Source organism: Catellatospora methionotrophica, assembly GCF_011297335.1.
Lineage (GTDB): Bacteria > Actinomycetota > Actinomycetes > Mycobacteriales > Micromonosporaceae > Catellatospora > Catellatospora methionotrophica.
Genome location: NZ_JAAOTJ010000024.1, coordinates 21,209 through 37,834, shown reverse-complemented (window position 1 = coordinate 37,834; position 16,626 = coordinate 21,209). Strand labels below are relative to the sequence as shown.

Annotated in this window: 12 protein-coding genes and 1 tRNA gene; 8 read left to right on the top strand and 5 right to left on the bottom strand. The window is 70.5% G+C overall.

Features of this window, described 5'->3' with window-relative positions; all coding sequences use genetic code 11:
- Nucleotides 1-26 precede the first annotated feature (26 nt).
- The 3 genes from HAV40_RS33325 to HAV40_RS33315 all read left to right on the top strand — a co-directional run bounded on the left by HAV40_RS33325 (nucleotide 27) and on the right by HAV40_RS33315 (nucleotide 4,452).
- On the top strand, nucleotides 27-2,168 hold the full coding sequence (locus tag HAV40_RS33325) for a bifunctional glycosyltransferase/CDP-glycerol:glycerophosphate glycerophosphotransferase (RefSeq protein WP_166388265.1): 2,142 nt from the start codon (nucleotides 27-29) through the stop codon (nucleotides 2,166-2,168).
- Nucleotides 2,169-2,534: 366 nt separating this feature from the next.
- Nucleotides 2,535-3,845 carry an ABC transporter ATP-binding protein gene (locus tag HAV40_RS33320; RefSeq protein ID WP_166388264.1) on the top strand — a complete coding sequence of 437 codons (1,311 nt, stop codon included), beginning with the start codon at nucleotides 2,535-2,537 and terminating at the stop codon, nucleotides 3,843-3,845.
- A gap of 142 nt (nucleotides 3,846-3,987) precedes the next feature.
- Complete coding sequence (locus tag HAV40_RS33315) at nucleotides 3,988-4,452, top strand: DUF4442 domain-containing protein (protein WP_166388263.1); 465 nt, start codon at nucleotides 3,988-3,990, stop codon at nucleotides 4,450-4,452.
- A 57-nt stretch (nucleotides 4,453-4,509) separates the two neighbouring features.
- On the opposite strand, the gene HAV40_RS33310 is transcribed toward HAV40_RS33315, so the two are convergent.
- Complete coding sequence (locus HAV40_RS33310; RefSeq protein ID WP_239087001.1) at nucleotides 4,510-5,769, bottom strand: MFS transporter; 1,260 nt, start codon at nucleotides 5,767-5,769, stop codon at nucleotides 4,510-4,512.
- A gap of 130 nt (nucleotides 5,770-5,899) precedes the next feature.
- Between HAV40_RS33310 and HAV40_RS33305 the strand changes: the two genes are divergently transcribed.
- Nucleotides 5,900-5,975: transfer RNA gene (locus HAV40_RS33305), tRNA-Arg, on the top strand.
- A gap of 587 nt (nucleotides 5,976-6,562) precedes the next feature.
- Here the strand turns inward: HAV40_RS33305 and HAV40_RS38195 are convergent.
- Nucleotides 6,563-6,928: a hypothetical protein gene (locus HAV40_RS38195; RefSeq protein ID WP_203672050.1), complete on the bottom strand. Its 366-nt coding sequence runs from the start codon at nucleotides 6,926-6,928 to the stop codon at nucleotides 6,563-6,565.
- 515 nt (nucleotides 6,929-7,443) lie between these two features.
- Here HAV40_RS38195 and HAV40_RS33295 point away from each other — a divergent pair.
- The 3 genes from HAV40_RS33295 to HAV40_RS33285 all read left to right on the top strand — a co-directional run bounded on the left by HAV40_RS33295 (nucleotide 7,444) and on the right by HAV40_RS33285 (nucleotide 11,492).
- Nucleotides 7,444-7,926 (top strand): hypothetical protein, encoded by a 483-nt coding sequence (locus tag HAV40_RS33295; protein WP_166388262.1) that lies wholly within the window; start codon nucleotides 7,444-7,446, stop codon nucleotides 7,924-7,926.
- A 221-nt stretch (nucleotides 7,927-8,147) separates the two neighbouring features.
- Nucleotides 8,148-8,792, top strand: a complete 645-nt coding sequence (locus HAV40_RS33290; RefSeq protein ID WP_166388261.1) for a DUF5701 family protein — start codon at nucleotides 8,148-8,150, stop codon at nucleotides 8,790-8,792.
- A 141-nt stretch (nucleotides 8,793-8,933) separates the two neighbouring features.
- On the top strand, nucleotides 8,934-11,492 hold the full coding sequence (locus HAV40_RS33285) for a hypothetical protein (RefSeq protein ID WP_166388260.1): 2,559 nt from the start codon (nucleotides 8,934-8,936) through the stop codon (nucleotides 11,490-11,492).
- Nucleotides 11,493-11,552: 60 nt separating this feature from the next.
- Here the strand turns inward: HAV40_RS33285 and HAV40_RS33280 are convergent, their stop codons facing one another.
- The gene (locus HAV40_RS33280) at nucleotides 11,553-12,422 is read right to left on the bottom strand and encodes an aldo/keto reductase (RefSeq protein ID WP_166388259.1); all 870 of its coding nucleotides are present in this window, start codon (nucleotides 12,420-12,422) and stop codon (nucleotides 11,553-11,555) included.
- 83 nt (nucleotides 12,423-12,505) lie between these two features.
- The gene (galE, locus tag HAV40_RS33275) at nucleotides 12,506-13,546 is read right to left on the bottom strand and encodes a UDP-glucose 4-epimerase GalE (RefSeq protein ID WP_166388258.1); all 1,041 of its coding nucleotides are present in this window, start codon (nucleotides 13,544-13,546) and stop codon (nucleotides 12,506-12,508) included.
- Nucleotides 13,547-13,747: 201 nt separating this feature from the next.
- Here galE and HAV40_RS33270 point away from each other — a divergent pair, with 201 nt between their 5' ends.
- Complete coding sequence (locus tag HAV40_RS33270) at nucleotides 13,748-14,887, top strand: glycosyltransferase family 2 protein (protein WP_166388257.1); 1,140 nt, start codon at nucleotides 13,748-13,750, stop codon at nucleotides 14,885-14,887.
- 219 nt (nucleotides 14,888-15,106) lie between these two features.
- Here the strand turns inward: HAV40_RS33270 and HAV40_RS33265 are convergent, their stop codons facing one another.
- Nucleotides 15,107-16,390, bottom strand: coding sequence for a nucleotide sugar dehydrogenase (locus tag HAV40_RS33265; RefSeq protein ID WP_166388256.1), 1,284 nt, complete (start codon nucleotides 16,388-16,390; stop codon nucleotides 15,107-15,109).
- Between the last annotated feature and the right edge of the window lie 236 nt (nucleotides 16,391-16,626).

Genomic DNA, 16,626 nt, shown 5'->3' with positions numbered 1-16,626 from the left:
CCTGACGTGGGAGGGGCGACGGCGACGTGACACTGCTGAGCATCGTGCTACCCGCGTACAAGGTGCAGGGTTACCTGCGCGAGTGCCTGGACTCGATCCTGGACCAGGATTTCGGCGACGTCGAGCTGATCGCGGTCGACGACCGCTCGCCCGACCACTGCGGCGAGATCTTCGACGAGTACGCCGCCCGCGACTCCCGGGTGAAGGTGCTGCACCTGGCCCAGAACGTGGGGCTGGGGGAGGCCCGCAACGCGGGGCTGGCCCAGGCGCGCGGCGAGTACGTGTGGTTCGTCGACACCGACGACACGCTCACCCCCGGCGCGCTGGAGACGGTCGCGCGGGCGCTGCGCGAGCAGTCGCCGGACGTGCTGATCGTGGACTTCGAGCGCACGTACCCCATCGGGCGGCCGCGCCGCAGCAGGCTGCGCCGGTCGTTCGCGGCGGCGGCCGGGCCCAACGGAGCCGACCTGCAGTCCCGCCCGGACCTGATCAAGACCATCCACACGGTATGGAACAAGATCGTCAAGCGGGACCTGCTGGCCAAGCTCGAGCTGAGGTTCGCCCCCGGCTGGTACGAGGACGTCTCCTGGACGTACCCGCTGCTGGTCGGCGCGGAGCGCATCGTCACGCTGCCCGAGGTCTGCTATGCCTACCGCCAGCGCCGCCAGGGTGCGATCACCCGCACCGTGAACCCCCGCCACCTGGAGGTCTTCACCCACTGGGAGCGGGCCTGGGAACTGATCGACCTGCAGGGCGGCCGGGCCGACCCGGTGCGGCCGGTGCTGTTCGCGCGCATGATCTGGCACCTGATGCAGACCGTCGGCAACACCGACCGGCTGCCGCCGCACCTGCGCCGCCACGCGTTCCTGCGCACCGCCGACATGTTCGCCCGCTACCGCCCCCCGGGCGGGTTCGCCCCGCCCACCGGCGCGGACGGGCTGCGCTACCGGCTGGTCGCACGGCGCGCCTGGCGCTCGTACACGGCCCTGCAGGCGGTGCGGCGCGCCCAGCGCGGCGTGCAGAGTGCGCTGACGCGCGAGCGCTCCGGACCGAGCGGTCTGGGCCTGCTCGCCCGCGCCTACTACGCGCTGCAACGCAGCCTGCCCCTGGACCCGAACCTGGCCGCCTACGCCGCGTACTGGTACCGCGAGGTCTCCTGTAACCCGGCCGCCGTCGAGCGGGCCGCCCGCCGCCTGGCCCCGCACGTGCGCGGGGTGTGGATCGTCGGCCGGGACGCCTCGGGCGAGGTCCCCGCCGGCACGGCCCACGTCGTCGAGGGCACCCGCGCCTACTACCGGCTGCTGGCGCGGGCCAGCTACCTGGTCAACAACGTCAACTTCCCCGATTTCGTACGCAAGCGGCCCGGCCAGGCGCACCTGCAGACCCACCACGGCACCCCGGTCAAGGCGATGGGCCTGGACGAGCAGCGCTTCCCGGCGGGCGAGCGGCACAACTTCGCCGCCCTGCTGCGCCGCAGCGACCGCTGGGACTTCAGCGTCAGCGCCAACGCCCACAGCACCGAGACGTGGGAGCGGGTCTACCCGTGCGCGTTCGAGTCGCTGGAGACCGGCTCGCCCCGCAACGACCGGCTGGCCCGCGCGGGCGCCGCCGAGTCCGCGGCGGCACGGGCGGCGCTGGGCGTCGGCGGCGACGAGACCGTCGTGCTGTACATGCCGACCTCGCGCCCGGACCCGCTGACCCTGCCGCCCTTCGACCCGGCGGCCCTGGCCGCGGCGCTCGGCCCGCACGGGCGGGTGCTGGTCCGCGGCCGCCTGGTCCCCGGCGTGGACTCTCCCCACCCGCAGGTCCAGGACGTGTCCGCGTATCCGGTGGTGGAGGACCTCTACCTGGCCGCCGACATCCTGGTCAGCGACTACTCGTCAGTCGTCTTCGACTTCGCGGTGCTGGACCGCCCGATCGTGCTCTACGCCCCGGACTGGGCGCGCTACCGCGCGGCGCGCGGCACGTCGCTGGACCTGATCGCGCACGCGCCCGGCCCGGTCGTCGACAGTTTCCCCGACCTGGTGTCACTGTTCGCGGAGCACCGCGCGAACGCGTCGAGCGAGCGCCGCGCGGCCTTCCGCGACCGCTTCTGCGCCTGGGAGGACGGCCACGCCGCCGAACGCGTGGTACGCCGCGTCTTCCTCGGCGACGACGTCCGGCGCTGACCGCGAGCGGCCGGTCCGGCGCCGACCGCCGAGCGGCCCGGCGTGATGATCGCCGTTTCGGGGCGAAAAGTGTGGTGATACCCGGGTTTTCGACCCGAAACGGCGATCATGCCTGGCCGGTTTCGTGGGGCGGTGCCGCCCACTTCCGGCCTGAGCGGCGGGACGGGGCCGGGCCTGGCGGTATGTGCCCTCCTAAAAAGACACGGTGTGTTCGTGGGCGAATCCGCAGCGTCGTGAACTGCGCGGGCAGCAAGGTAATACGTCCGTGACCGCGTGAACATGGAACGTTTACCCGATAGGAAGCTGGGGGATTTTTCGAGAGTGTGTCCAGATTCGGGGCCGGATCGAGGGCTGTGGGAGGAGACGGTGACAACCGTCGCGCTCAAAGACGTCACCAAGGTTTTTCCAGATGGGACCGTAGCGGTCGACAACGTCAGCCTGGACGTGGCCGACGGCGAGTTCATGGTGCTGCTGGGTCCGTCGGGCTGCGGCAAGTCGACCGTGCTTCGCATGATCGCCGGACTTGAGGACCCCAGCAGCGGCGCCATCATGCTGGACGGCCAGCTGGCCAACCAGCTGCCGCCGCGTGACCGGCGCATCGCCATGGTCTTCCAGGACTTCGCGCTGTATCCGCACATGACAGTGGGTGAGAACATCGGCTTCCCGCTGCGGCTGTCCGGCATCGAGCCGGAGCCGCGGGCGGAGCGGGTCGCCGACGTTGCCAGCGCACTGGGCATCGGGGACGTGCTCGGCCGCAAGCCGAGCCAGCTGTCCGGCGGCCAGCGCCAGCGGGTGGCCATGGGCCGCGCCATCGTGCGCCGTCCGGGGCTGTTCCTGATGGACGAGCCGCTGTCCAACCTCGACAGCGGCCTGCGCGCGGAGCTGCGCGCCGAGATCTCCGGCCTGGTCCGTGAGCTGGGCGTCAGCACCGTGTACGTGACGCACGACCAGGCCGAGGCGCTGACCATGGCCGATCGGGTCGCCATCATGCGCAAGGGCGTGCTGCAGGACGTGGGCACGCCGACGCAGGTGTACGGCAAGCCGGCCACCCTATACGTGGCCGCCTTCCTGGGCAGCCCGCGCATGAACCTGCTGGAGGCGTCGGTCTACGTGCACCTGGACCGCTACGTCCAGCTCAACCTGGGCGAGCAGTCGCTGTACCTCAAGTGGGACGACATCCGCGCTCGCGCCGTGTCGCACTTCCACGGCGAGCGCATCGTCATCGGCGTACGGGCCGAGGCCCTCACGCCGGTCGCCCCGGACACCCCGGGCGACGTGCTGCAGGGGCGCATCCGCTACCTGGAGCACCACGGTCACGAGTCGCTGGCGTTCGTGGACATCGGCGCGACCGCGGTCGTGGTCGACGAGATCGGCCGGTCCGCGGCCGAGCAGGAGGAGAACGGCTCCCGCCTGCGCCGCTTCGGCCATGTCATCAACCGGATGAAGGGCCGCTCCACCGGTGCCGCGACGTCGGTGGTCGAACGGCCGGCATCGCGCGAGCGGGAGAGCGTTCTCTCGGATCCCGGACGCCACCACCGGCGCTCCGCCGAGCTGGCGGTGCGGCTCGCTCCGTACCCGCAGATCAGCTCGGGTCACCCGCTGTCCATCGCGGTGCGCATGGACGCGCTGCACTTCTTCGACGAGCGCGGCGACCGGATCGACGTCGGCTGGCGCTGACGGATTTCTCCGCGCTCTTGCCAAGATCGCTGTCTCGGGTCGAAATCTGGGGTCTCACCTCACCTTTCGACCCGAGGCAGCGATCTTGCATTCCACGGCGACCCCTTGCCGCCGAAGGTTACTGGCCGGTAACGTCCTGGGGATGACGATCGACGCCACCGCCGTCGCCGAGGGCCTGCTGCGCACCGTGCCGTTCGCGCGCACCATCGGCATCACGTTCACCGAGATCACCGCTGACGCCGAAGGCGTACGCGCCGTCGCGGCCCTGCCGGACGATCCCGCCGTGCACAACCACGTCGGCGGCCCGCACGCCGGTGCCATGTTCACCCTCGCCGAGACCGCCTCCGGCGCGATCGTGCTCGCCGCGTTCGGCGACCAGCTGCACCGGGCCACGCCGCTCGCGGTGCGCGCGGGCATCGCGTACCAGAAACTGGCCATGGGCGTCGTCACCGCGACCGCCACGCTGTCCCGGCCCCCCGCCGACATCGTGGCCGAACTCGACGCCGGGCAGCGCCCCGAATTCGAGGTCGCCATCGTCATCGCCAACGCCGCAGGCGTCACCACCGGCGAGATGACCATCACCTGGACCCTGCGCCCGAACCGCTGATCCTCCCCCGGCGCGACTCGCGGTCCACCTCGCGCGCCTCTGAGCCGGTGACCCGGCTCAGGCGAGCGCCGTCGGCTGGGCGGCGGCGGCCGGGCAGGTCGCCGCAGCAGAACGGCGGCTCGCCTGGCGCAGACCCCAGCGGATGATGTGCGGCGCGGTCAGCCCCGCGACGGCGAAGATCGCGGCCAGCGCGCTCCAGCCCGGCGCGCCCCAGCCGACGACCAGCGCCGTGATGACCGGCGGCCCCACCATGTTGCCGATCTGCCGCCCCGTCTGGTGCACGCCCTGATACTGCCCCTGCGCCCAGTCCGGGGCCAGATCGAAGACCACCGCGAACGTCGCGCTCGACAACCACAGCTCACCCAGCACATGCACCGTCGACGCCGCGAGCACCAGCACCGCCACCAGCCACGACGGCTGCCCCGCCGAGAATCCGAACAGGACACACGACGCGGCGACCACCAGTGCCCCGCGCCGGGCCACCCCGACCGCGTCGGCGGCGGTGTGCGTACCCCGCGACGCCCATACCTGCAACGTCACGCAGCCGATCGTGTTGACCAGCAACGCCGCCGAGACCAGCGCCACCGGCGCCCGCGTGTGCGCGATCAGCCACAGCGGCAGCGCCAGGCTCAGCACCTCGTTGTAGAGCGCCGCCACCACCCCGTCCAGCAGCGCGAACGCCAGGAACGGCCGGTCTCGCAAGGCGACCATCCGTGGCGCGCCCGCTGGGATTGACATGCGCGCGACCGCCGTGACCCGGGTGACGACGGCGGCTGCCAGCAGGAACGTCACCGCGTTGCCGAGCAGCACCGCCAGGTAACCCGCGCGGGTGTCCAGCAGCAGCGGCAGGCTGCCCGCCAGTGTGCCCAGTGCGATGCCCGCGTTGTTCGTGGATCGGATGAAGGCGCGGGTGCGCACCCGCTCCGCCTGCGGCACCGCACTGGCGATCATCGCGCCGTTGGCCGCCTTCACCGTCGCGTCGGCCACCGCGATCACACAGGCGATCAGCACGTACGACCACAGCTCGCGCACCTGGGTCAGGCCCGTGAAACAGACCGCCAGCACGATCAGCGCCACGATCTGGACCTGCTTCGGGCCCCGGCGGTCGGCGAGGTAGCCCATGGGGGTGGTCAGCACCATTCCCGCCAGCGCGGCGGCGCTCAGGCCGAGCGCCACCTGGGCCGGGCTCAGGCCGACCGAGCGGGTGAGAAACAGCGCGCTGGTCGTCAGGTAGGCACCGTTGCCGAAGGTGTTCACCAGGGTGGCGAACATGAGGACGCGTGGCGTGCCGGGGGCGGGGAGGAACTTGCTGATCACGGGCTCGATCTAACAATACGTACGTACGGTTTGTAAAGTTCGGGGCGGTGAGCAGGGCTGGAACACGGCGGGGTGCCGCGGGCACCTCGTACAGCGAGATTCCGCGCCGGTCGCTAGACTGTGCACTCGCGCCCTCGTAGCTCAGGGGATAGAGCAACGGTTTCCTAAACCGTGGGTCGCAGGTTCGAATCCTGCCGAGGGCACCAGATCAGGCAACTGATTAACGATCTTCGGGCTAATCGCCTTCCGCAGGTGCTTCTTGCGCGACCGATGGCCGTGAAAGCCATGGCGTCGGTACTAAGTAGCTGCGGGGCAGTACATGGACCGCAATCGAGTTGTGAAATTCTATACGTCTTCAAGGCGCCGCCGACGGGCGCGGCGGACAGCCGAGCCGCAGGCTCAGCGGCCCGCGTGCTGGGAAGTCGAGGCGACGTTGACCACGGACCCAGGCGTACCTCACGCGTGTGCAGGCCCGCTTGGGCTCCGGGGGTTTACGACGAGGCGCTTTGGCTAAGGGGTGTTCACCGTCATCGCAGTGACGGTGAACACCCCTTAGGGCCTGCGGATTGGGCGATCCGGCCCACATGCTCGTCTTGTTGCTAGTGGCTGGCGGACGATGAAACCCGGATCGTCTAGTTTGTTGGCGTTCCCGAGCCGCGCAAACTGGTCGATTAGGTTCACCGACGGGCCGTGGGTGAGGCTGTCGGAGGGTGAGACTGGATGCCGATCGCGCCGTGCGCGTTGCTGTGAGGTTCCTTCGTCTAGATAAAGACGAAGGATGGTATCGCCAGACTCACACGATGTGAATCCGTTCTTTCTCCCCGTCTTTGTTGACGACTGTGAGGCTGCCGCCACCCTGCTCTACGAGCTCGTTGATGAGGGCGTATACCAGGAGGGCGCGGTTGATGACGTCCGTTCGGTTGTCGCCCGTTAGATCAGTTGAGCGTTCTAGGGCGCCATACGCTCTCGGTGTCAGGTTCACCGTCACACGGACGAGCTGATTGCCTCCCCCGCCTCCAGACGGCGGGTCATCATCGACGCCGCGTCGGGTGGTGGATGACGGTGGTGGCTGGGTTCGAGAGGCCTTACCTTCGCGTGGTGCAGCCTCATCTGTCAGTTCGTCTGCGCCGGTGGGGCTTAGCACGCTACCGGGTCTCATGTTCAGCTCCCCTCTGAATCGCGGTCGTGCGGAGCGGAAACCCGCGTTAGACGCGAGCCACTAGCATCTACGGCAACAGCAGCGAAATCGTTCATACGTACAGCCATTAACGCTGCGACGTATGCATGATGCTCGCCTCGGACTCCCGCTTCTGGGTACGATAGGCATATTTTCTCATCACGTCGACCCCCTTGTGGACCTTGTCACGGACACTTTAACGCACTGATGTCCGATTTGAAACCTAATGCCGCACTCTCATGGGCGACATGGAGAGAACGAGCAGCGGGTCACTGGGGACGCACGTTCCGTAAGTCGCATAGGTGACCGTGTGCGCATGTGATGTGTGATACCAGTGCGATCGCTGACCGGCATGCTGACCGCGTGGTACGTCCTGGGGTATCTTGATACTCGAACTGATCACTTGCCCGGTTACCCCCGGGGCATCAGCTCAAACCCCCGAAGAAGCACGGGTCAGCGCAGGACGCGATTACCCGGGAGTAGAAACGGATCGGTGCATGACCACAGAAGGTCAGCCAGGGCGCCAGGTCGAAGTTGTCGACCTGACCGCCCATCCGGTCGAAGGCACGCCCAGCGAAACCGGGAAGGGCCTGGGGATCACTGCCGAATTCAAGGGCAGTCCCTGGTCACTCCGTTTCAAGTTCGGCTTCCGGGACCATGGTTCTCGGACAGCGGACAGCTGGAACGTTGTCATCCGGGGTCTCGGTGTGGCTGTTCTCGTGTGCGTCGCGGGCGGACTCTGCCACGCTGTCGGTGCAGACGGAAACGTGACCGCGTGGGTCGGCGGCGGCGTATTCATCGTCGGGGTGCCTATCTGCTTCGGCATGATCACGCCGAAGGCCGGCCGCACGGTGGACCTCGGCAAAGATCTGGAATCGACTTACCACGCCCTTCCCATTCAGCCGACCGACAGTTCGCGGCCCCGCGCCAAGCGCAAGCCGTCCCGGTCTGGCATCCGGGGGCGTCGCCGTAACCGCTGATCTGCGGTTTGGCCTTTTATTCCGGCACGGTTCGGAGCGCATCACCGAGGCTAGGTGGGCGATAGCTTCGAACCGTGCCGGTGCGACCTCCGGGCACTGAGTGTTGACCGCCATCGGACTGCACCCCGACGACATCTCGTCCACGCCGGTAGCAGCCGGAACAGCAGCCCACGAACTCGCACCGATAAGTTCGTAGCCGATGCCGTCACCGGAGGTTTGCCATGCCCGCGCCGCTGCCCGTCCTGGCCGAGCAGGCCGATCGCCTGGTGGCGCTGGGTCTGCACGAGGTGGCGGGGCTTACCGCAGGGCAGGTGAGGGCGGCCGCCGAGACCGGCGCACCCGGCGCGCTGCTGGTGATGCACCGGGACCGGGTGCGGCCGTCGGTGCTCGCGCCGCTGTTGAGCCGGGAGGGCAGGGCGGGGTTCGTGGTCGAGGACATGACCGACGTCGACGCGTTCGCGCCGATCGACGGGGCGGTGCCGCCGCCGTCGGCGCTGTACCTGGTGCACGGTGTCGAGCGCGGGGACGCGATGGCGAACTGGAGTCCCGACGAGGCGCTGCCGGCGATCACGGCGGCGTCGCGTACGCCACTGTTGTTGTCTGAGGGGCTTTTCTGGCTGCTTCAGCAGCCGGAGGCGCTGGAGCGTAACCGTTGCTTCATGACGATCGGGTCGCGGCTGCGCAAGGCGAACGGCTCCCTCGACGCGCGGACCCCGGCGCTGTGGATCAGCAACGGCACCGGCCGGGACGGCGCGGCCAGGCGGCATGCGCCGAAGGTGGGCTGGTGCTGGGCGGGCAACCGGCACACCTGGCTCGGGTTCGCCTCGGCGGCGCGGCGTTCGCCGGTGGGGGCCGTTGCGGCGTGACGTCGGGTCGCCGGGTGGCGCGGGTGTCACATCATCCTTATCGGATGTGATCGGCGGCCAAAAAGTTGGTGTCGGCTGCCGGGCGGGTCTGGCACCATGAGCGCGCTCCCGCACCCGCGTGGAGCACCACGGGGAGTTGACATGACAGTTGACAGTTCCGCACGCCCAAGACATCCCTTTGTTCGCGGCTCACTGGCCGTTCTCGCGGCAGGCGTCACCATCGCCGGCGCGGTCCTGATCGGACCGGCCGCGTCGTACGCGGACCCGAGCCAGCCGCCGTCACCGAGCCCGTCGCCCGCGCCCACGGCCTCGCCGTCACCATCGCCGACTCCGGTGCCGGGACCGTCGGTCAGCGCGACCGGCGATCCTCAGCCGAGCCCGTCGGGAACGCCGGACGCCGAGCCGAGCCCGGAGCCGTCGGTCACCGAGACCGCTGAGCCGACGCCCAGCCCTTCGCCGACCGGCCCGGTCACGACCTGCGGCGGGCCGCTGGCGCTGGGGCAGATCGTGGTCTGCCCGTCGATCAGCGGCGACGAGAAGCACGTCTACACGGTCACCGTGACGAAGAAGTCGGACACGCTGTACACCACGCGTACTCGCGGCTCGGGCACGTGGCTGGAAGGCACGATCGCGGCCCCGAACGGCGATCTCATCTGTGCGCTGTACACCGACTCGGGCACCTGCCAGCTCGGCCGGGCCGGCACCTACACGATCACGGTGCAGGTGCCGTGGGGGCAGGGCACCGGCGACTACGCCCTGGCGGTGGAGTCGCGGCTGACGCCGTCGTCCTGCACGGCGCTGCCGAACAGCTTCTTCTCCTTCGCCTCGCCAGGACAGTCCGGTGTGCTGGCGCTCGGGGCGGCGGCGCACTGCTTCCGGTTCAACCAGCCGGTGGGCACAGTGCTGAAGATGCTCGCGCCGTCGACGGGTTCGGGCGACGTGCAGGGCGCGATCCTGGACGCGCAGTACCAGCCGGTGTGCCCGGTGCGGTACACCACGGAGTGCACGCTCACGTCGGCCGGGCCGTACCGGCTGTTCCTGCACGAGTACTACGGCAACGAGGCGCCGTACACGCTGCGCATGCCGCGGCTGAGCAACGCGGCGGGCTGCCCGGTGCTGCGGCCCGGCGCGTTCGGTGACCAGGGTGCGGCGACCGGTTCGGGCACGCTGCCGCCGTACGCCCCGAGCTGCCACCGGCTGCACGCCGCCGCGGCGGGTCCGGTCGCGCTGCGGTTCAACCCGGAGCAGTCGATCAACTGGTCGGTCTACGACGACGCGGGCCAGCGGATCTGCGAGCGCTGGGCCGAGCGGCGGTACTGCGATCTGACCACGGTCGGTGACTACACGGTGCTGCTGGAGGCCAACGACCCCTGGGGCGAGTCGATCGACTACCAGGTGTCTGCCACGGCGCTGTACCGCAGCGCGGGGTGCGCGCCGGTGACCGCCACCCGTTGGGACACCCCGACGCTGGTGGTGCGCCAGACGTCGTCGGTGCAGGTGAACTGCCAGCCGTTCAAGGGCACGGCCGGGGATCGCGTGGAGACCTACGCGGCCCCGACCTCGTACAACGACGTGATGGTGTTCCTGATCGACAGCACGGGTCACCCGGTCTGCTTCGCGTACTCGGAGCAGGACGGATGCGAACTGCCCGCCACCGGTACGTACCGGGCGGTGTCCTACCTGGGCAACTGGTGGACCGAGACCGGTGAGGATGCCTACCACCTGCAGGTGCGGCGGCTGTCGAACCCGGTCGGCTGCCCGGTCGTGGCTCCCGGCGCGTACGGCGCCGCTCCGGCGCTGGCCGGGATCCGCTGCCGGATCCTGGACATCCCGGCGGCGGGCCGCTACCCGCTCAAGGCCGTCGACGCGGCGGGCTGGACGTCCGACGTCCAGGTGTACGACCCGGCGGGGCTCAAGGTGTGCATCACCTGGAGCGGCTGTGACTTCACCGCCCCCGGCCGCTACACGGCGGTCATCCGGATGTACGGCAACACCGAGATCGTCGACAACGACCACCAGTGGGCGTACTCGCTGCTGACGGCCGTGCCGGCCGGGTGCCCGCAGCTGGCGGACACGGCGAGCCCGCTCGCCGTGCACCGGGGCGCGTTCGCCGGGGTCGCGCAGGTCGACTGCGTGCAGCTGGCCAGCCCGGCCGGGGCGCGCATCGTCGAGGTGCTGCCCGGTGACGCGACCGGCGCGGCACGGCCACCGGTGACGGTGTTCGACGCGACCGGCGCGTACGTCTGCGACTCGTCGTGGGCGCTGCGGCAGCAGTCGTGCGAGCTGACCGGCACGGCGCCGTTCTATGCCGTGTACGCGATGCCCGACGGCCAGACCGGTGGCGCGTACGCGCTGGCCTTCCCGCGAGTCGACACGGCCCCGGCCTGCCCGGTGCTGCCGCGTACGGCCGAGGGCGCGTCGGTGGACAGCGCGGCGGACGCCTTCGGCTTCTGCTTCGCGGTCCCGGCCGCCGAGCACGCGGCGCGGGAGGTCTTCACCTACCGCCGCACGGCGGGCAGCGGCGACGCGACGCTGTGGGTGTTCGACGGCACCGGGGTGCGCTACTGCGGCAGCCTCAGCCCGTCGATCGACCGCACCGTCACCTGCACCCTGCCCGACGGGCCGGTCACGGTGCTGCTGGAGACCGACGCCGTCGACGCGACGTACCAGCTGACCCACCGCGACGCGGCCACACCGTAGGCACGCGGGTCGTGAACACCGAGCCCGGCCGGTCCACCTGGACCGGCCGGGCTCCGGCGTTCAGACGGCTGCTTCGAGTTCGCGGTACTCGTCGTCGGTCAGGGTGATCTCGGCGGCCGCGATGTTCTCCTCGACGTGCCCGACGCTGGACGTGCCCGGGATCGGCAGCATCACCGGCGAGCGCCGCAGCAGCCAGGCCAGGGCGAGCTGGGCGGGGCTGGCCCCGTGCGCCTGCGCGGCCTGGGCCAGCGGCCCGCCCGGTTTGGCCAGTTCACCGGTCGCGATGGGGAACCACGGGATGAACGCGAGGTTCTGCTGCTCGCAGTGCTGGAGCACGTCCTCGGCGCTGCGGTTGACGAGGTTGTAGAGGTTCTGCACGGACACGATCGGGGCGAGCTTGCGCGACTGCTCGATCTGCGCCACCGTCACCTCGGACAGCCCGATGTGGCGGATCTTGCCTTCCTGCTGGAGCAGGACCAGTTCGCCGAGCTGGTCCTCCAGCGGCACCTGCGCGTCGATGCGGTGCAGCTGGTAGAGGTCGATGCGGTCGAGGCCCAGGTGGCGCAGACTCAGTTCGCACTGCTGGCGCAGGTACTCCGGGCGGGCGAGCGGGCGCCAGTCGCCGGGCCCGGCGCGGGTCAGCCCGGCCTTGGTTCCGATGACCAGGCCTTCCGGGTACGGGTGCAGCGCCTTCTTGATCAGCTTCTCGCTGACGAACGGCCCGTACGAGTCGGCGGTGTCGATGAAGTCGACGCCGAGTTCCACCGCGCGGCGCAGCACCCGGACCGCCTCGTCGGGGTCTGCGGGGTCGCCCCAGACGCCGGGGCCGGTGAGCTGCATCGCGCCGTAGCCGAGCCGGTAGACGGGCAGGTCGCCGCCGATGGAGTAGCGGCCCGAGGCCGCCGCGGGAAGGGTGCTCTGCGCGGTCATGGGTGCTCCTCGCCTGCTGATCGCCGGACGTCACGCCTCGACGATCAGCCTAGCGTCGGGCGCCGGGCCGAGGGACGGAAAGGTCAGCGGTCGCCGAACCGGCTGTCGCGTACGGCGGCCCACTCCAGGGCGTGGCGCACGCCGTCGGCGACCGTGTACTCGCAGCTGAAGTCGAGCAGTTTGCGGGCCCGGTCGACGCGGGTGTACGCGCCGAGCACGTCACCGGCCCGGCGGGGGGCCGCGACGGTCGGCAGGGGCACGCCGCGTACGGAGTCGAGCGCGTCGACCAGCTCCCGCACGGTGGTGCCCTGGCCGGTGCCGATGTTGACGACCAGGTGCGGCTCCGGCTCGCCGGCCAGCACGTCGTCGAACTGCTGCAGGGCCGCGACGTGGGCGCGGGCGAGGTCCCAGACGTGGATGTAGTCGCGGATGCCGGTGCCGTCGCGGGTCTCGAAGTCGGTGCCGGTGATCTGGAACGGCTCGCCGGTCTCCACCGCTTCGATCATCTTGCCGAGCGCGTGGGTGGGCCGGGGCAGTTGCAGGCCGGTGCGCATCCGCGGGTCGGCGCCGATCGGGTTGAAGTAGCGCAGCGAGATCACCGCGAAGTCCTCGGCGGCGCACACGTCGGCGAGCACGGACTCGACCATGGCCTTCGTCCGGCCGTACGGGCTGACGGGGCCGATCGGGGAGTCCTCGTCGACGGTGAACTCGGGGCCGGGCTGGTAGATCGCCGCCGTCGAGCTGAAGATCAGGCGGCGGCAGCCGTTGCGGACGAGCCCGTCCACGAAGTCGACGGTCTTGGCGAGGTTCTCGCGGTAGTAGCGCAGCGGCTGGGCGACCGAGTCGGGCACGACGGTCAGGGCCGCGCAGTGGACCACGGCGAAGATGTCGGGGTGCTCGGCGAAGATCCGGTCGAGCAGCCGGCCGTCGGCGATGTCGCCCTCGTAGAACTCCCGCCCGGCGGTGAACTCGCGCCGGCCGGTGGACAGGTTGTCGACGATCACGGGGGTGATCCCCGCATCGAGGCACGCGGTGGCGATAGTGCTGCCGATGTAACCCGCTCCGCCGGTGATCAGCACCTTCGAGGCCCGGTGCGTGGGTGCGCCCGGCACACTGTCCGTCATCGTCTGTCCTGGCTCGTCGTCTACCGCAGAGGGCATGCCGGTGGCCTAAACCCGTGAGACGCCGAAGTTAGCAGGGCCGACACCCACCAGGCAAACAGCAGGCCGGGCCCATTTGCGGCGGTCGATCGGCCTCGTCGGCGGGGATCTTGTGACCATTTGGGCCTGGCGGCGGGTAGTGCGCATCTGGCACCCTTTGCGGACGTGAGACATGAATCCCCCTCGCCGTCGCCTCGCATCTCGTTCGTCGTCCCCGTCTACGGGGTCGAGCGCTTCCTGGGGGAATGCCTCGAATCGCTGCTCGCCCACCCCGGCGGCGACATCGAGGTCGTGGCGGTCGACGACGCCTCCCCGGACGGCTGCGGGGCCATCCTGGACGCCTTCGCGGCCCGCGATCCCCGCGTCCGGCCGGTGCACCTGACCGTCAACGTCGGGCTGGGCGGGGCGCGCAACGCCGGGCTGGCGCAGGCCAAGGGCGACTATGTCTGGTACATCGACTCCGACGACTGGATTCCGGACGGGGCCGTGCGTGCGGTGCTCGACCGGCTGGCGCTGCACCAGCCCGACGTGCTGATCGTGGACCACGCCGAGGTGTTCGGCGACGGGTCCGTGGTGCCCCGGGTCTCGGCCGGGCTGCTGGGCGACGCGCCCACCCCGCTGCACCTGTCGCGGCGGCCCGAGCTGCTGCGCCTGGCGCAGTCGGCGTGCACCAAGATCGCGCGGCGGAGCTTCCTGGAGGAGAACGACCTGCGGTTCCACGCGGGCTGGTACGAGGACGCGGCGTACAGCCACCCGCTGCTCATGACGGCCGACAGCATCGACGTGCTGGACCTGGTCTGCTACAAGTACCGCCAGCAGACGCCCGGGGCGATCACGGCGTCGGTGTCCACGCGCCACTTCGAGGTCTTCGAGCAGTACGACCGGGTGTTCGCCGCCGTGGAGAAGGCCGGCGGCAAGCTGGAGACGTTCCGGCCGGAGCTGTTCCGCCTCATGATCAATCACTACCTGGTGATCATCGGGCACGACCGGCGGCTCGGGCAGAGCATGCGCAAGGCGTTCTTCCGCCGGATCGCCGAGGACTATCGTCGCCGCCTACCCGAGGGTGGCTACCTGCCCCCGGGTGGACTGGGTGGGCTGAAGCACCGGCTGGTGCGCTACAACGCGTACGGGGCGTACACCCTGCTGCGCGTGGCGCACCGGCTGACCTCGCAGCGGCTCGCGGCCCTGCGCGGCTCCCGCCAGGCCGCCCCGGCGCTGCGCCTGCCGGTCCCGACGAGCGGCGTCGCCGCCGTCCCGCGCCAGCGCGCCGAAACCGACGCCGCCGTCCTCGACCCGACCCCCTGACGTACCCACCGGACCGCGTGGCGGCGCCACGCCGCCCCCACTGATAGACGTTGGCCTATCTGGATGACGATTTGGTGATCGAAGTCATCCAGATAGGCCAACGTCTATGCGAGGCGAGGCGGGGCGGGGCGGCGGGGCGGGAGTGGGGCGCGGGGGCGGAATGGCGACGGCCGCCGGGGCCCGGAGGACGCGGCGGCCGTCGACGTTCGAGCAGGCGGGTCAGCCGCCGATGACCACGCGGTCGGTGCCCGCCCAGCGGGCCGGGTCGGTGACGCGGCGGCCGTCGACCAGCACCCGGACGCCGGGCAGCTCGGCCGGGCCGAGGTTGCGGTACTCGGCGTGGTCGGCCTGGATGATCGCGGCGCTGACGTCCTCGCCCTGGTGCGGCGGCAGGCCGTGCGCGGTCAGCTCCTCGGCGGTGTACATCGGGTCGCTGACGAACGCGTTCGCGCCGCGGGCGCGCAGCGCCTCGACGGTCGGGAAGACGCCGGAGAAGGCCGTCTCCTTCACGCCGCCACGGTAGGCCGCGCCCAGCACGAGCACGTTCGCGCCGGTCAGGTCGCCGTACGCGTCGGCGAGCAGCTGCACGGCGTAGTCCGGCATGGCGGCGTTGGCCTCGCGGGCGGCGCGCACGACGGTCGCGGCCGGGTCGTTCCACAGGTACATCCGCGGGTAGATCGGGATGCAGTGGCCGCCGACGGCGATGCCGGGCGAGTGGATGTGGCTGTACGGCTGGGTGTTGCAGGCCTCGATGACCTTCGTGACGTCGACGCCCACGGTGTCGGCGAAGCGGGCGAACTGGTTCGCCAGGCCGATGTTGACGTCGCGGTACGTGGTCTCGGCGAGCTTGGCCAGCTCGGAGGCCTCGGCGGAGCCCAGGTCCCAGACGCCGTTGGGCTTGTCGAGGTCGGGGCGGTCGTCGAAGTCGAGCACGGCCTCGTAGAAACGCACGCCGTGCGCGGCCGACGCCTCGTCGACGCCGCCGACGAGCTTGGGGTAGCGGCGCAGGTCGGCGAAGACCCGGCCGGTGAGCACCCGCTCAGGGCTGAAGACCAGGGAGAAGTCGCGCCCGGCGGTCAGGCCGGAGCCCTCCTGGAGCATCGGGGCCCAGCGGCTGCGGGTGGTGCCGACCGGCAGCGTGGTCTCGTAGCTGACCAGGGTGCCGGGGCGCAGACCGGCGGCGATGGCCCGGGTGGCGCTGTCCATCCAGCCGAAGTCCGGCACGCCGTCCGCGTCGACGAACAGCGGCACGACCACGACGACGGCCTCGGACTGGGCCACGGCGGCGGTGGTGTCGGTGGTCGCCGACAGCAGCCCGGCCGCCACGGCCTCCTTGAGCTTGACGTCGAGGTCGGTCTCGCCGGGGAAGGGCACCGCGCCGTCGTTGACGAGGCTGACGACCCGCTCGGAGACGTCGGCGCCGATGACCTCATGGCCCTTCGCGGCGAACTGCACCGCGAGCGGAAGGCCGATCTTTCCCAGGGCTACCACACAGATCTTCATGCTGTCTTTCTTCCTCAAGGTCAACACGGCCGCGAAGGGCGGATGAGCTGGTCCATCCTGACAGGGGCCGGGCACAGCGGCAAACGGCCGGTAGGGTGCTGCCGGACTCGCCCGGCGGCGTCCTCGGATTCGGCAGGAGTCTACGGTATGGCGATCGGCCGCCCGCGTGTCCGCAGCCCCGGCCTCGGGCGGAGCCCGGCACTGCCGTTGTCGATCTTTGTCGAAGCCGGTCGGGC

Coding starts and splice junctions, on each gene's coding strand:
- HAV40_RS33315 (WP_166388263.1), top strand. CDS start 3,988: ATGACGATCGACGCCACCGCCGTCGCCGAGGGCCTGCTGCGCACCGTG.
- HAV40_RS38195 (WP_203672050.1), bottom strand. CDS start 6,928: ATGAGACCCGGTAGCGTGCTAAGCCCCACCGGCGCAGACGAACTGACA.
- HAV40_RS33295 (WP_166388262.1), top strand. CDS start 7,444: ATGACCACAGAAGGTCAGCCAGGGCGCCAGGTCGAAGTTGTCGACCTG.
- HAV40_RS33290 (WP_166388261.1), top strand. CDS start 8,148: ATGCCCGCGCCGCTGCCCGTCCTGGCCGAGCAGGCCGATCGCCTGGTG.
- HAV40_RS33285 (WP_166388260.1), top strand. CDS start 8,934: ATGACAGTTGACAGTTCCGCACGCCCAAGACATCCCTTTGTTCGCGGC.
- HAV40_RS33280 (WP_166388259.1), bottom strand. CDS start 12,422: ATGACCGCGCAGAGCACCCTTCCCGCGGCGGCCTCGGGCCGCTACTCC.
- galE (WP_166388258.1), bottom strand. CDS start 13,546: ATGACGGACAGTGTGCCGGGCGCACCCACGCACCGGGCCTCGAAGGTG.
- HAV40_RS33265 (WP_166388256.1), bottom strand. CDS start 16,390: ATGAAGATCTGTGTGGTAGCCCTGGGAAAGATCGGCCTTCCGCTCGCG.